At 69.4% G+C, this 13,317-nt stretch carries 13 protein-coding genes; 11 read left to right on the top strand and 2 right to left on the bottom strand.

The genetic code is table 11. From position 1 onward, the window contains the following. Positions 1–101: 101 nt before the first annotated feature. Entirely contained in the window at positions 102–560 is a 459-nt protein-coding gene (locus NQ706_RS01750; RefSeq protein WP_051806003.1) for a DUF3515 family protein, read from the bottom strand. Positions 561–925: 365 nt separating this feature from the next. On the opposite strand from NQ706_RS01750, the gene NQ706_RS01745 reads away from it, so the two are divergent. From NQ706_RS01745 to NQ706_RS01735, 3 genes are all read left to right on the top strand, one after another. Further along, positions 926–2,182: a thiamine-monophosphate kinase gene (locus NQ706_RS01745; RefSeq protein ID WP_167539847.1), complete on the top strand. Its 1,257-nt coding sequence runs from the start codon at positions 926–928 to the stop codon at positions 2,180–2,182. Positions 2,183–2,434: 252 nt separating this feature from the next. Further along, positions 2,435–4,114 carry a sodium:solute symporter family protein gene (locus NQ706_RS01740; protein WP_038568855.1) on the top strand — a complete coding sequence of 560 codons (1,680 nt, stop codon included), beginning with the start codon at positions 2,435–2,437 and terminating at the stop codon, positions 4,112–4,114. 12 nt (positions 4,115–4,126) lie between these two features. Next, positions 4,127–4,516, top strand: a complete 390-nt coding sequence (locus tag NQ706_RS01735) for a hypothetical protein (RefSeq protein WP_235181933.1) — start codon at positions 4,127–4,129, stop codon at positions 4,514–4,516. Positions 4,517–4,666: 150 nt separating this feature from the next. Here NQ706_RS01735 and rpmB read toward each other — a convergent pair whose 3' ends face one another. Then, complete coding sequence (gene rpmB, locus NQ706_RS01730; protein WP_006943284.1) at positions 4,667–4,861, bottom strand: 50S ribosomal protein L28; 195 nt, start codon at positions 4,859–4,861, stop codon at positions 4,667–4,669. 410 nt (positions 4,862–5,271) lie between these two features. Here rpmB and NQ706_RS01725 point away from each other — a divergent pair, with 410 nt between their 5' ends. From NQ706_RS01725 to NQ706_RS01690, 8 genes are all read left to right on the top strand, one after another. Further along, entirely contained in the window at positions 5,272–6,738 is a 1,467-nt protein-coding gene (locus NQ706_RS01725; protein ID WP_051806000.1) for a DAK2 domain-containing protein, read from the top strand. After that, the gene (locus NQ706_RS01720) at positions 6,731–8,920 is read left to right on the top strand and encodes an ATP-dependent DNA helicase RecG (RefSeq protein WP_404360258.1); all 2,190 of its coding nucleotides are present in this window, start codon (positions 6,731–6,733) and stop codon (positions 8,918–8,920) included. Before NQ706_RS01725 ends, NQ706_RS01720 begins: the two co-directional genes overlap by 8 nt. Continuing rightward, positions 8,920–9,591, top strand: coding sequence for a 16S rRNA (guanine(966)-N(2))-methyltransferase RsmD (gene rsmD / locus NQ706_RS01715; RefSeq protein ID WP_038568854.1), 672 nt, complete (start codon positions 8,920–8,922; stop codon positions 9,589–9,591). The genes NQ706_RS01720 and rsmD overlap by 1 nt, the downstream gene beginning before the upstream one ends. Beyond that, a complete protein-coding gene (coaD, locus tag NQ706_RS01710; RefSeq protein WP_038568852.1) occupies positions 9,588–10,073 on the top strand; it encodes a pantetheine-phosphate adenylyltransferase in 486 nt (161 codons plus the stop codon). Before rsmD ends, coaD begins: the two co-directional genes overlap by 4 nt. A 129-nt stretch (positions 10,074–10,202) precedes the next feature. Then, the gene (locus NQ706_RS01705) at positions 10,203–10,784 is read left to right on the top strand and encodes a DUF177 domain-containing protein (RefSeq protein WP_038568850.1); all 582 of its coding nucleotides are present in this window, start codon (positions 10,203–10,205) and stop codon (positions 10,782–10,784) included. 1 nt (position 10,785) lies between these two features. Next, the gene (rpmF, locus tag NQ706_RS01700) at positions 10,786–10,980 is read left to right on the top strand and encodes a 50S ribosomal protein L32 (RefSeq protein ID WP_006943268.1); all 195 of its coding nucleotides are present in this window, start codon (positions 10,786–10,788) and stop codon (positions 10,978–10,980) included. Between the two features lie 53 nt (positions 10,981–11,033). Next, positions 11,034–11,816 carry a ribonuclease III gene (gene rnc, locus NQ706_RS01695; protein ID WP_235181932.1) on the top strand — a complete coding sequence of 261 codons (783 nt, stop codon included), beginning with the start codon at positions 11,034–11,036 and terminating at the stop codon, positions 11,814–11,816. Then, on the top strand, positions 11,809–12,855 hold the full coding sequence (locus tag NQ706_RS01690) for an Fpg/Nei family DNA glycosylase (RefSeq protein WP_038568846.1): 1,047 nt from the start codon (positions 11,809–11,811) through the stop codon (positions 12,853–12,855). Before rnc ends, NQ706_RS01690 begins: the two co-directional genes overlap by 8 nt. Positions 12,856–13,317: the final 462 nt, after the last annotated feature.

Genomic DNA, 13,317 nt, shown 5'->3' with positions numbered 1-13,317 from the left:
CGGGGTCCCGTGGGGGAGTCCGGGGCTCTTGTGGGTGGTGACGCGGCGACGATGGCCGGGTCGGGGGGTGAACCGGAGCCGAACCGAATCGGCGCCGCCCGTCAGGAACAGCGGTGTGGACCCTGAGCGATCTTCTTCGCCGCGGGGGCGAACGCGGCGAGCAGCGTGCCGTCGAGGTTCGCCGACGACGGGACGAGCACCTCGATCGCCGGCTCACGACCGTAGGTGACGTACCGCGTGCCGCCCGAGACCGGGATCTGCACCCAGTCGACGTCGTTCGCGGAGAAGCAGGCGTCGCTCGTCGGGCCGGGTGAGGTGACGCCGCAGCGCGCGATGAGGGCGTCGTCGGCGTTCTTGCCCCAGGCGTGGACGGTCGTGGAGTCGGCTGAGTTCGGGTAAGAATCGAGCCCGGCGACGGTCTTGGGCCACGACTTCGCGACAGCCGCGCACTCGGACGATGACGCCTGCGCAGCAGGCTTCGCAGCGACGGGCGAGTCACCGCATGCGGTGAGCGCCAGCGTTGCGGCACCGGCGAGAGTGAGAGCGACGCGTGCTGACATGACCCATAGGCTATCCAACCCTCGTCTGCCCACCCCACGCCTGCCCCGCCCGCAACCATCCAACCCGCACCGGCGCCCGGGGCTGATCGGGGGACCCAAGATGCTTGGGAGTTGCAATCCCGCCTAACAGAGTTTCAGCTCGCGGGAACGTCCTTGAGAGCTGCGATTCTGCATGGCGGTGTTTCGGCTCTGACGATCGGAAACTCACGGAGGGGCCACGATTTCGCATGGCGGTGTTTCAGCTCGCGGGAGCGTGCTTGCGAGCTGCGGTCCTGCCTGATGGGGGTTTCAGCTTCGAAGATCGCCATGTGCTGCGCGGGGCGTTCGCGCCGTCGTCAGGATGCAGCGGCTGATTGAATGGCGTGGTGACCGACCTCGCGACCCCCTCGTGGCTCAGACCGACCTGGAGACCGCGGGTCGGCGGCGACGCGGCGACCGTCGCCGACGTCGGGGAGGCCTGCGTGCTCGCGGCGATCACCCCCCACCTCGCGGCGGCCGACGCCGAGATCGGGCCCGGTGACGACGCGGCCGTCCTGCCCCTCGCGACGGGCCGTGCCGTCGTCACGACCGACTCGATGGTGCTCGATCTCGACTGGCGCGACGACTGGTCGAGCGCCCACGACGTCGGGGTCAAGGTGATTGCCCAGAACCTCGCCGACGTCGTCGCGATGGGCGCGCGGCCCACCGGCGTCGTCGTGGCGCTCGCCACAGAGGAGCGCACGCGTGTCGACTGGCTCGTCGAGCTCACCGACGGCATGGCTGACGAACTGCGTCGCGCGGGTTGCGGATCCCTCGGCGGCGACCTGTCGGGCGCGCCCGCAGGCACCGTCGTCATCACCGTCACCGCGCTCGGCGAACTCGCCCCCGGCGCGCCGGCGCTGACACGCTCCGCCGCCCGGCCCGGCCAGGTGGTCGTCGTCTCCGACCGGCTGGGACGCTCGCAAGCCGGTCTGCTCGTTCTGAGCGGCGAGTTGGCCTGGCCCCCACGAGATGCGGGGGCGACGGCCCGTCGTGATCCCGGCCCGTCCGTCGCTGACGAATTTCCCCACGCAGACGCAGACGCAGACGCGAACCAAGCGCTCCGCACATGCGCAGACGATCGCCGAGTGCCCCCCACAGACGGCGAGGCCGCGTCCCGCGCAGCCGTGGGTGCAGGGCCCCCCGCAGCCGCGAACGGGGCGGCCGAAGCCGTCGCACGCGAGTGTGTGACGTTCCATCGCGCACCCCGGCCGCGCTATGCAGACGACGAGGCCGTGAGCGCGGGGATGGGCGTCGCGATGGACGTCTCCGACGGGTTGGGGCGGGACGCGGCGCGTCTGGCCGCGGCGTCGGGCGTCGACATCGAACTCGATCGCGCCGCGCTGGAACGCATGGCGGCGCCGCTGCGGCCGCTGCTGGGGGATCGGGCGCTCGACTGCGTCCTCGCGAGCGGCGAGGAGCACGCGCTGCTCGGCACCTGCGACGCCGACGCGGTGCCGCCGGGCTGGCACGTCATCGGTCGCGTCGTCGCACCCGCAGCAAGCACGTCCGGCCGGCGGGCCGCGGTGACGCTCGACGGCGTCGACGTCGTCGAACGCGGCTGGTCGCACTACGAACGGGCGCGCCCCTCGGCGTCCGAGTGACGGCGTTCGCTCGTCACGCGGGCGCCGTGCGCCGGCCGTCCGGGTCGAGGGCCCCATGCCGCTCCAGCATCTCAGCGCCGGCGCAGCGCGCGTGCCGTAGCCGCGAGACGCCACACGGGCGCGGCGCCGAACATTGCAAACAGGTCTCGATTCCGACTGTGAGCCCCTTCACCATGGCGCGTGGTGCGAGTCTGGCGTTACCGTCGGGGGTCACTTTCCTCCACGACTGTCCGGGAGCCAGCCTTGCTGCCTATGGATTCCTCAGCTCTGCGCCTCGACGCAGGGCCGGTCGACTACGTGCTCATCGCGTTGTACTTCGTGTTCGTGCTCGGCATCGGCCTGTTGGCCCGCCGACAGGTGAGCTCCAGCATCGACTTCTTCATGTCCGGCCGATCCCTGCCCGCCTGGGTCACCGGCCTCGCCTTCATCTCCGCGAACCTCGGTGCGGTGGAGATCATGGGCATGTCCGCGTCGGGCGCCAAGATGGGCATGCCGACGTTCCACTACTACTGGATCGGCGCGATCCCGGCGATGTTGTTCCTCGCCATCGTCATGATGCCGTTCTACTACGGCTCGGGCGTGCGCTCGGTGCCTGAGTTCATGAAGCGTCGCTTCGGCACGGGCGCCCACCTCGTCAACGCGATCTCGTTCGCGCTCGCGCAGGTGCTCATCGCCGGCGTCAACCTGTTCCTGCTCGCCAAGATCGTCAACATGCTGCTCGGCTGGGACATGACGGTCTCGACGATCGTCGCCGCTGTCATCGTCCTGAGCTACATCACCCTCGGTGGCCTCTCGGCCGCGATCTACAACGAGGTGCTGCAGTTCTTCGTCATCGTGGCGGCGCTGCTGCCGTTGACGCTCGCCGCCCTGCACAAGGTCGGCGGTTGGGACGGGCTGCAGGCCAAGATGAAGGCCGCGGGCACGGACGGCGAGCTGTCGTCGTGGCCGGGCAACTCGCTGACCGGCTTCACCGATTCGGTGTGGTCCGTCATCGGCATCGTCTTCGGTCTCGGCTTCGTGCTGTCGTTCGGTTACTGGACGACGAACTTCGTCGAGGTGCAGCGCGTCATGGCCTCGAAGGACATGAACTCCGCGCGTCGCGCGCCGATCATCGGCACGTTCCCGAAGATGTTCATCCCGTTCATCATCATCATCCCGGGCATCATCGCCGGCGCGCTCGTGCCGGAGATCGCGAAGGCGAAGGCCAGTGGCGGCAACCCGGACTACAACAACTCCCTGCTGTACCTCATGAGCGACCTGCTGCCGAACGGTCTTCTCGGTGTGGCCATCGCGGGCATGCTCGCCGCGTTCATGGCCGGCATGGCCGCGAACATCTCGGCGTTCAACACGGTGTTCAGCTACGACATCTGGCAGGAGTACGTCGTCAAGGATCGTGACGACGCGTACTACATCAAGATCGGCCGCATCATGACAGTCGTCGCGACGGTCATCGCGATCGGCACGTCCCTCCTGGCGCGAAGTTACTCGAACGCGATGGACTACCTGCAGACGCTGTTCGGCTTCTTCAACGCGCCGCTGTTCGCGACGTTCATCCTCGGCATGTTCTGGAAGCGCATGACGCCGACGGCCGGTTGGGCCGGCCTCGTCTCCGGTACGGTCGGCGCGCTCGTCGTCGCCGTCTTGTCGGAGAACGCGCTCGGCGATCTGTCGCAGGACGTCATCCACATCGGTGGTCAGGGCGCGTCGTTCGTCGCGGCCGGTACGGCGTTCGTCGTCGACATCGTCGTAAGCGTCATCGTCAGTCTCATGACGCAGCCGAAACCGGCGGAGAGCCTGCGCGGTCTCGTCTACAGCGAGACGCCGAAGGAGGACTTCGAGGAAGACACGAACACGTCGTTCTTCAAGTCGCCGACGAAGCTCGCGGGCCTGTCGCTGCTGCTCGTCATCATCCTCAACGTCGTCTTCCACTAAGGGGCATCGATCATGAGTACACCGATCAACGACGCGCACGATGCCCCGCGCGGGCGTGACGACGCCGTGCACACCGGGCGTGACGGCGCGGACGAGGTGACAACGACCAAGGCCGGCAACTCGGCCCGTCATGGCGCCGGCCTGTTCGACATCCGCAACATCATCGGGCTGCTGATGGCGCTCTACGGCCTCATCCTGCTCGTCATGAGCTTCACGACGAGCACCGCCGACAAGGCGAAGGCCGACGGCGTCAACCTCAACCTGTGGACGGGCATCGGCCTCATCGTCATCGGCGCCGCGCTCATCGCGTGGGCCGTGACGCGCCCCATCGTCGTCGACGAGCGCGAGCTGGAGGCCGACAAGGCCGCCGCCGAGCGTCAGGGCAAGCCCGCCGCACACTGAACGCCCCGTGCGGGGGTCTGAGCGCATCCGCGTGGCCTGGTTCGACGAATCCCCGGTCTCCTTCGGAGGCCGGGGATTCGTCGGTTCGCGGGCGCCGAGCAGGCAACAAAAAACCCGGCCGAAGCCGGGTTTTTCGAACAAGTGCCGAGATCAGCGCTTGACCTTGCCTGCCTTGAGGCAGGAGGTGCAGACGTTGAGACGCTTCGGGGTCACGCCAGCCTCGCCGACCAGGGCGCGAACGCGCTGGATGTTCGGGTTCCAACGACGCTTCGTGCGGCGGTTGGAGTGCGAGATGTTGTGACCGAAGCCCGGTCCCTTGCCGCAGACGTCGCAGGTGGCAGCCACGGTTTCTCCTGAAGTCGATGTTTTCGGGCGGATGCCCTTCGGTTGCTTCGCGCAAGACCTGACGGTCTCGCTCGCCCCCATCGATCCGCAGCGTCGAGATGATTCGCGTGATGTCATGGGGGCAACCTGCACAGCATAGCCGGAGGCAGCGGGTGGGATCAAAACGGCGCCGCGCTCGGGTGCGTGGAGGCCGGCCTGTCGAACGCGGCGCGCCGCATGCGGAGCCGCCCTAACGTCGCCGGTTCGCCGTGCGTGTGGCGTTCGCCCGGAGTGGCGTGTACGGCTTTTCACCCCGCCCTGCCGAGGTTGTCAGACCCATGTGCCAAGGTACTCGTGACACGCCGCGATGATGATTCACGTCTCGCGGGAGACGCCCGCGGCGGTCGCCGGAGCGAGAGGCAGGAGGGTACATGACGCAACGCCTGAGCGCGCGTGACCTTGCCCGCGCCCTCGTCTCCGCACGCGTCGAACTGTCGTCGGCGGAGTCGACGCTCAACGCGCTCAACGTCTTCCCCGTGCCCGACGGCGACACCGGCACCAACATGCGCGCCAGCCTCCAAGCGGGCTTCGTCGCACTCTCACAGACCGGTTCGGACGACGCGCCGCGTGCGCGCACCAAGGCGTTCGTCACCGGCATGACGCGGGCGGCGCAGGGCAACTCAGGCGTCATCCTCTCCGAATACGTGCGCGGTTTCGCCCGCGTGCTGCTGGCCGATCCCGCCGTCCTCGAGGTCGGCCTCGACGGTCCGGGCCTCGCCGAGGCGCTCGGGTCCGCCTCGGCCTGCGCCCGCGGCGCGGTGGGCGAACCGGTGGAGGGCACGATCCTGTCGGTCGCGCAGGCCGCGGCCCTCGCCGCCCGTCGATGCGTCGACGAGGCCGCGGGCGCAGGACGCGAGGCCGATGCCGCCGAGGTGGCGCGGGCGGCACACCAGGCTGCGCAGGAGGCGTTGGACGCGACACCCGCACAGTTGGAGGCGCTCGTGCGTTCGCGCGTCGTCGACGCCGGGGGTGCGGGTCTGCTGCTCGTCCTCGATGCCCTCGACCGCGTCGCCTCGGGTGCGGGGGGCCTGCCCCGGACGAACACCCGCTCGTGGCTCGACGCGCGTCGGACGACGTCGTTGGAGGAGGACGCGGGCTGCCACGTCGCCGCGGGTGGCCCGGCCTTCGAGGTCGTGTGCATCGCCGAGGGCCTCGACGACGAGGGCGCCTCGGCGCTGCGTGACGTGCTCGCGCGGTGGGGCGACTCGGTTGTCGTCGCGGGCGACGAACGGCTGCATCGCGTCCACCTGCACACGGACGAGCCCTTGACGGCCGTTTCCGTCATGCGTGAGCGCGCGACGATCAGCGCCGTCACGATGACGCATTTCGACGGCCCGCTGCCGGGGTGTGAGCCCATGCTCGTCGCCGCGCGCGACGAGGCGGTGCGCGCCTACGCGTTCGCCCTCGGTGCGCAGACGCGCGATTCGCGGGAGCCGGGAGCGCCGTGGGGCCACGCAGCCGGTGACGTTCTCGCGGACGTCGACGCCGGTGACGGCGCGCGCTCGAGCAACCTCCTCGCGCTGCTCGAACGACTCGACGATGCAGCCTCGCCGTTCGGTGACTGGGAGGGCGAGCAAGCGGCCGTCTGGGAGGACGACGACCCCGGTGACGACGTCGAATTCCTGCGGGCCGACTCGTGGCGGGCCGCGCGCGACCTGGCCCGTCTCCATCTCCCCGGCGCCGAGTCGGTGCTCGTGTGCCTCGCGCCCGGCGCCGACGAAAGTGCCGCGCAGAAGTTCCTGTCGCTCGCTCGCACGCGCGTCGGTGACGGCGGCAGCATCGACGTCCTGCGTCTCGATGCCGGTTCGCTCGTCCTCATGGAGGTGACCCATGGGTGAGGTGACGCTCGACTCGCCACTGCTCGCCGTCCTCGGATCCGGCGCGAAGAAGCTCGCGAAGGCGCGTGACCTCGTGACGGTGCGCGACCTTCTCGACTACTTCCCGCGCCGCTACATCGACGCGCACGCCGGCAGCACGTTCGGCGAGTTCGAACTCGGCGAGCACGTCGTGCTCACCGCACGCGTCGAGACGATGACGCAACGACGCATGCAGACGCGCAAGGGTTCGATGGCGAACGCCGTCATCGTCGACGACGAGGGCCGCCGCGCCGCCGTCACGTTCTTCAGTGCGCAGCCTCACTACAACGTCCTGCGCCCGGGCAAACGCGCGCTGTTCAGCGGCCAGCTCGGCCTGTTCAACAAGCAGCTTCAGCTGTCGCACCCGCAGTACACGCTGATGGACGACGCCGACATGAGCGTGTATCCGGGCAGCCTCGTGCCGGTCTACAAGCAGGTCGAGAAGATCACCAACCTCAACCTCACCCTCTCGATCAGCACCGTCCTCGACGCGCTCGGCGAGATCCCCGACCCCCTCGGCGAGCCGCTGCGCGCGCGTCACGGTCTCGTCACGACGACCCGCGCCTACCGCGGCCTGCACCTGCCGGCGAGCATGGCCGACGTCCAGGCGGGGCGTGAGCGGCTGCGGTTCGACGAGGCGTTCACCACCCAGATCGTGCTGGCCCAGCGGCGCCACGAGGCGCGCTCCGAGCCGTCGACACCGCGCGTTGCGAAGCCCGGCGGTCTGCTCGAACGCTTCGATGCGACGTTGCCGTTCGAGCTCACCGAGGGCCAGCGCGAGGTGGGGGAGCAGATCGCACGCGATCTCGCCGAGCCTGTCGCGATGCACCGCTTGTTGCAGGGTGAGGTCGGTTCGGGCAAGACGCTCGTCGCGTTGCGCGCCATGCTCGCCGTCGTCGACTCGGGCGCGCAGGCCGCACTGCTCGCGCCGACGGAGGTGCTCGCTGCCCAGCACGCCGCCTCGATGCGCGCGATGCTCGGCCCGCTCGCCGAACGCGGACGCCTCGGCGGCGCGGACGACGGCACCCGCGTCACGCTGCTCACCGGCTCGATGTCGGCCTCGGCGCGCGCGCAGGCGCTGCTCGACATCGTCTCGGGCGAGGCGGGCATCGTCATCGGCACGCACGCGCTGCTGCAGAAGCACGTCGAGTTCGCCGACCTCGGTCTCGTCGTCGTCGACGAGCAGCACCGCTTCGGCGTCGAGCAGCGCGCGGCGCTCAGCTCGAAGGCGCACCGCCCGCCGCACGTGCTCGTCATGACGGCCACGCCGATCCCGCGCACCGTCGCGATGACGGCGTTCGGCGACCTCGACGTCTCCACGCTTCGTCAGCTGCCACGTGGGCGTGCGCCGGTCGTCTCGCACGTCGTGCCGACGCACGTCGCGTCGTGGATGAACCGGGTGTGGGAGCGCATCGCGGAGGAGTGCGCCGCCGGGCGTCAGGTCTACGTCGTCGCCGGACGCATCGGTGACGGCAGCGAGCCGGTCGCGCCGGGCCTCGTCGACGGGCCCGACGCTCATGGCGCCGGGGAGGGCGATGCCGCGGCGCGCCCCATCGGCGTCGTCGACCTCATCGACGAGATGCGCCGCCTGCCTGCGCTCGCTGGGCTGCGGATCGATCTCATGCACGGCCGGCTGCCCGCCGAGGAGAAGGACGACGTCATGCGCCGCTTCGGCGCCGGTGAGGTCGACGTGCTCGTCGCGACGACCGTCATCGAGGTGGGCGTCGACGTGCCGAACGCGTCGATGACCGTCATCGTCGACGCGGACCGGTTCGGCCTGTCGCAGCTGCACCAGTTGCGCGGACGCGTCGGGCGGGGCGAGCACGGCGGGCTGTGCCTGCTCGTGACACGCAACGAGAACCCCGGCACGCTCGAGCGTCTGCGGCGCGTCGCGGAGACCAACGACGGATTCGCCATCGCCGATCTGGATCTAGACTTGAGACGGGAAGGAGACGTGCTCGGCGCCGCGCAGAGCGGACGGCGATCGTCTCTCGACTGGTTGGAGCTGACGAAGGCGTCCGATCTCGCCGTCATCGAGGCCGCGCGCACCGAGGCCGCCGCCATCGTCGAAGCGGATCCGTCTCTGACCGAGCATCCCCTGCTGGCGCAGGCCGCGCATGCCCGCGTGGACGCGTCGCAGGCCGAATTTCTGGAAAGAAGCTGATGACGCGCATCATTGCCGGCTCCGCCGGAGGCCGCAGGCTCGACACGCCCCCCGGAGCGGGCACCCGCCCGACGTCCGACCGCGTCCGTGAGGCGCTGTTCTCCCGGCTGGAGCATCTCGGTGCGATGCTCGGCGCGGACGTGCTCGACCTGTACGCGGGCTCCGGCGCGCTCGGGCTGGAGGCGTTCAGCCGCGGCGCCGCGTCCGCGACGTTCGTCGAGGTCGACCGCCGCGTCGCGACCGTCATCCGCACGAACGTGCGCAACCTCGGGTTCTCGCCGGTGCGTGTCGTGACGCAGGCCGTCGAGAAGTTCCTCGAGGGCCCGCCGAGCGTCAAGGCCGCGCTCGTGCTCATGGACCCGCCGTACAGCGTGAGCGAGGAGCAGCTGCGGCAGGCCATCGACCTGCTCGTCGAGCGGGAGTGGCTCGCCGAGCGCGCTCTCGTCGTCGTCGAACGCTCGTCGCGTTCGCCGCAGCCGACGTGGCACCCGCGCCTGGAGGCCTGGGAGCCGCGCGTCTACGGGGAGACGACGATGTGGTTCGCCGAGCTCGCCCAGGACGACGCGCCCGAGCCCGACGACGTCCAGGCCGTCGTGGCGACGCTCGATCAGGTCGTGCCCGAGATCGTCGTCACCGGTACGCCCGAGGACATCGCAAAGGTCACATCATGACGACGTGCGTCTGCCCCGGCTCGTTCGACCCGCTGACGCTGGGGCACCTCGACGTCATCGAGCGGTGCGCGGCGCTGTTCGAGGACGTCGTCGTCACGGTGCTGCACAACCCCGACAAGCAGGGGACATTCGGCGCCGACGAGCGCGTCGACCTCATCGAGCGCTCGGTCGCGCATCTCGACAACGTCCGTGCCGCGGCCTACGCCAACACGCTGCTCGTCGACGTGTGCCGTGAGCTGGGCGCACCGCTCGTCGTCAAGGGGCTCCGCGGGGAGACCGACTTCAGCTACGAGACGCCGATGGCGACGATGAACCGCGCGCTGTCGGGTCTCGAGACGGTGTTCATCCCCGGAAACCCGGGCATGGATCACCTGTCGAGCTCGCTCATCAAGCAGGTCGCGGGCCTCGGCGGCGACGTCACGGGCATGGTTCCGGAGCCCGTCATCGGCCCGCTGCTCGAACGTGTCGGCGCGTCGCGTTGACCTGCGCAGGCCCGCACATTCTGGGATTTGGGAGAGTGCGCGCCCGCGGCGTAGACTTGCACGTCGGCCTACGCCATCGCTGTGGCCGAAAGATGTTCGAAGTTCTCGACCGACGAAGAGTGCAAGGTAATGACCCAGGCTGATTCCCGCCGCCCGCTGGTGCTCGACACCAGGGAGCTCGGTCGTCGACCCGGAAATTCGCTGCGCCTCCACCGCGACGTCGAGGCTCCGGCAGATTTCGGTACCGACGTCATCGGCATCGAGGAGGGTCAGCCCGTCGGGCTCGACCTGCGTCTCGAATCGGTGATGGAAGGAGTCCTCATCACCGGTGAGGTCGAGGCGACGGCAACCGGCGCGTGCGTGCGGTGCCTGGAGGACGTGACCTACCCGGTCGACGTCCACTTTCAGGAGCTGTTCGTCTACGCCGATCGTGCTGCGCACCACCGTGAGGTGGCAGGCGGCGATGATGAGGACGAACTGCATGTGCTCGACGGCGACGACGCCGACCTCGAGCCCGTGCTGCGGGACGCTGTGGTGCCCACCCTGCCGTTCCAACCGGTGTGTCACGAGGACTGCCTCGGGTTGTGCTCCGAATGCGGTGCACGACTCGACGACGACCCCGATCACCATCACGAAGCTATCGACCCCCGCTGGTCGGCCCTGGTCAACCTGACCGAGGCTGGATCGGCAGAAGACGAGAAGAGGAACTGACGTGGCTGTCCCGAAGCGGAAGATGTCCCGCGCCAACACCCGCTCGCGCCGAGCCAACTGGAAGGCGACGCCCGTCGCCGTGCAGGCGTGCCCCGCGTGTGGTGCCAACAAGCAGTCGCACATGGCGTGCCCGGCGTGCGGTACGTACAACGGCCGCCACTACGGTGCAGCGGAGCGCACCGAGCACCAGGCCTGATCGGCCGTTCGCAGACCGTGGGCAAGAAGTCTTCGAAGCGGTCAGCTGCTGACGTGTCGCAGCGGCCCGTCGGCGACCTCGTCCGGATCCTCTCTGAGGTTTCGGGTGTGGACGTCGACGAGTCGCTGCTTCGTCGTGCCCTGACCCACCGTTCGTTCGCGTACGAGAACGGCGGCATTCCGCACAACGAGCGCCAGGAGTTCCTCGGCGACGCCGTGCTGGGCCTCGTCGTCACCGAGACGCTGTACACGGATCAGCCCGACGCGCCGGAGGGGCACCTCGCGAAGCAGCGGGCGGCGGTCGTCAACTCGCGGGCCCTCGCTGAGGTCGCGCGCGGTCTCGAGCTGGGGGAGTACCTGCTGCTCGGGCGTGGCGAGCTCGCCACGGGTGGACGCGACAAGGATTCGATCCTCGCCGACACGACGGAGGCCGTCATCGGCACGGTGTTCCTCTCGGGCGGCATCGAGGCGGGGCGACGCATCGTCCACCACCTCATCGATCCGTTGATGAACCGATCGTCGACGATGGGTGCCGCGCTCGACTGGAAGACGTCGCTGCAGGAGGCCACCGCTGCGGCCGGCCTCGGTGCGCCGACGTACGTCGTCGAGGGTGAAGGGCCGGATCACGACAAGGTCTTCACCGCGACCGTCGTCGTCGACGGGCGCACCCTCGGCGTCGGTACGGGGCGCAACAAGAAGTCGGCCGAGATGATCGCCGCCGAGAACGCGTGGGTGAGCCTGCGCGACGAAGCGGCGAAGAACGCCGGTTCGGCCTGCGGTGACGTCGTACGCGACGAGGCGGGCGCGGTCCCCGTCACGGACGGCGCGCATGCCTGAGCTTCCCGAGGTGGAAGTCGTACGACGAGGCCTGGACGACCACGTGGTCGGCCGGGCCTTCGTCTCGTCCCGGGTGACGGGCTCGCGCGTCGCACGCCGTCACCTGCCGGGGCCGCAGCATCTGGCCGACGCATTGCTCGGACGACGGGTAGCGTCGGCCCAACGGCGCGGCAAGTACCTGTGGGTGACGTTCGAAGACGCCGGTCCCGGTTCTGATGGCTCGGCGGACGCGACGGTGCCGCTGGACCGGCGCGAGGGTGCGGTGGCCGACGACGCCCTCGTCATCCACCTCGGCATGAGTGGACAGGTGCTCGTCGAGAGCGCCGACTCGCCGCTGGAGAAGCATGCGCACGCGGTGTTCGACCTGTCGGCGCCTGTGAAGCTCTCGCCGCCCAGGAAGTCGGGGGAGCGCGCTGGCTCGGGTGAGGCGGTGGATGCGCCGGGGGTGACTGACGCATCGGAGAGGCCGCGCTCGGAACGATCGGCCCAGCAGATGCGCTTCGTCGACCAACGGACGTTCGGCGGGTTGTTCCTCGACGACCTGACGGTGGCGCACGGGCGCGAGGTGCCCGCGTCGATCGCGCACATCGCGCCTGACCCGCTCGAGGAGGCGTTCGACGCGGGCGCCGTCGCGCGGCTCATGCGCAGCAAGGATGTCGCGATCAAGCGGATGCTGCTCGATCAGGGCATCGTCAGCGGTATCGGCAACATCTACGCCGACGAGGCGCTGTGGCGCGCGCAGGTGCACGGTCGACGCCCGGGGCGCATGCTGACGAAGACGCAGCTCATCGGCGTGCTCACGGCGGCGCAGGACGTCATGCGTTCTGCGCTCGATCATGGCGGCACCAGCTTCGACGCGCTCTACGTCAACGTCAACGGTGCGAGCGGCTACTTCGATCGCTCTCTCGACGCCTACGGTCAGCAGGGCAAGCCGTGCCGCCGCTGCGGCACGCTGATCGTCAGGGAGCAGTTCATGAACCGCTCGTCGCACTTCTGCCCGACGTGCCAGAAGCCGCCCCGGACGATGGACCGTTCCTGAACAACGGGTCGATCACCGCACGCGCTCCGATGCCGGCGACCTCCGCGATGCGCGAGAAGTCCGACTCGCTCGCCGCGACCCCCATCCAGCGGCGTCGCAGTTCTCCGGGCTTTCCTCGGTCACGATCAACCATCGTGTGACTGCGGGGTCGTTGCGGAAGCCGGCGATGATGTCGTCGTCCCGAGCGACGGGATCGCGCAGGACGACGTCGTCGACATGACGCGGCCACGGATGCTTTGAGGACATGGACGAAGTACGAGTTCGTGCACGCGGGTGACAACCGAATTCCGCTCCGGATGGCGCATCTACATCAGAGTGAACCGATGACACATATATGCGCATACGCGAAGAGATGTGTCATGGAGATGGCTGGCCGACGTGGCGCGCCGTCACGGATGTGCGATCCGAACCGCGCAGGCTGCTGTCGTCGGTGGGTCCCTTTCTGCGCATCGCCGCGTCGAA

This window comes from Dermacoccus sp. BD5 (genome assembly GCF_044878485.1).
Lineage (GTDB): Bacteria > Actinomycetota > Actinomycetes > Actinomycetales > Dermatophilaceae > Dermacoccus > Dermacoccus nishinomiyaensis.
Note: the sequence above shows the minus strand (reverse complement) of the source record. Positions and strands in the feature narration are given on the sequence as shown.